Raw genomic sequence first — 704 nt, forward strand, 5'->3', positions numbered from 1 at the left:
ATTTTGGCGATGGCGTTGGTCGAGGTGCCATCGAGCCCACCCTTGGCCGCCCAATCGAAGTTCCACACGCCGGAGAGGTTATCGGCCCCCGCCACGTCGTGGGTTTCGATCGCGGTGAACACGTCCGGGTGGCGCTCCATGTACTTGGCAGCGTCGGACACATCCGTGGGCACTTTGCCCGAAGCGTTGTTGGCCAGTTGCGTGAGTTCCTGCTTGGTGATCGCTGACTTGCCCGTTTGGCGCATGTAGTCGGCAATAACCTTGCTGGACTTGGCAATGTTCAACTTGTCGTCGAACGTGGAAGGCGAAGACTTTGGCGTATTCGACCCGCCAGACGCGGGCGTTACGGTAGTAGACATCGGCGCTGCTCCTTCAATGGAACGAATGAAATCGTCAAGCTGACGATACCCCGACGCGGACGTTAGCATGGGCAAAGGGCCATTCCGCACGCTTCACAACATTTCACAACGCCAGGCGGGTTTTGCCGGTGTTTTCGAAGCGCCGTTACCCTGTGCTAGCTGACAACCTCTAGTATGAGTGGGCTGTTGTGGCGAGCAAGCTTGCTTGCGCTGGGGTGCGAAGCAGCCCCAATAAAGGCACTGCAATGTTCCTGAAAGAACTCAGCGACTGGGTTTGGCGCTGCTTCGCAGCCCAACGCAGGCGGTGCGACGATTCGACAAGCCTGCTCGCCACAGGAGAAACTG

General features: G+C 58.4%; 1 protein-coding gene. It reads right to left on the reverse strand.

Features of this window, described 5'->3' with window-relative positions:
- Positions 1 to 359: hypothetical protein (locus FEM54_RS33480; RefSeq protein WP_138454391.1), on the reverse strand; the 359-nt coding region annotated here is incomplete at its 3' end.
- Between the last annotated feature and the right edge of the window lie 345 nt (positions 360 to 704).

Origin of the sequence: Pseudomonas edaphica, from assembly GCF_005863185.1 — a bacterium.
Lineage (GTDB): Bacteria > Pseudomonadota > Gammaproteobacteria > Pseudomonadales > Pseudomonadaceae > Aquipseudomonas > Aquipseudomonas edaphica.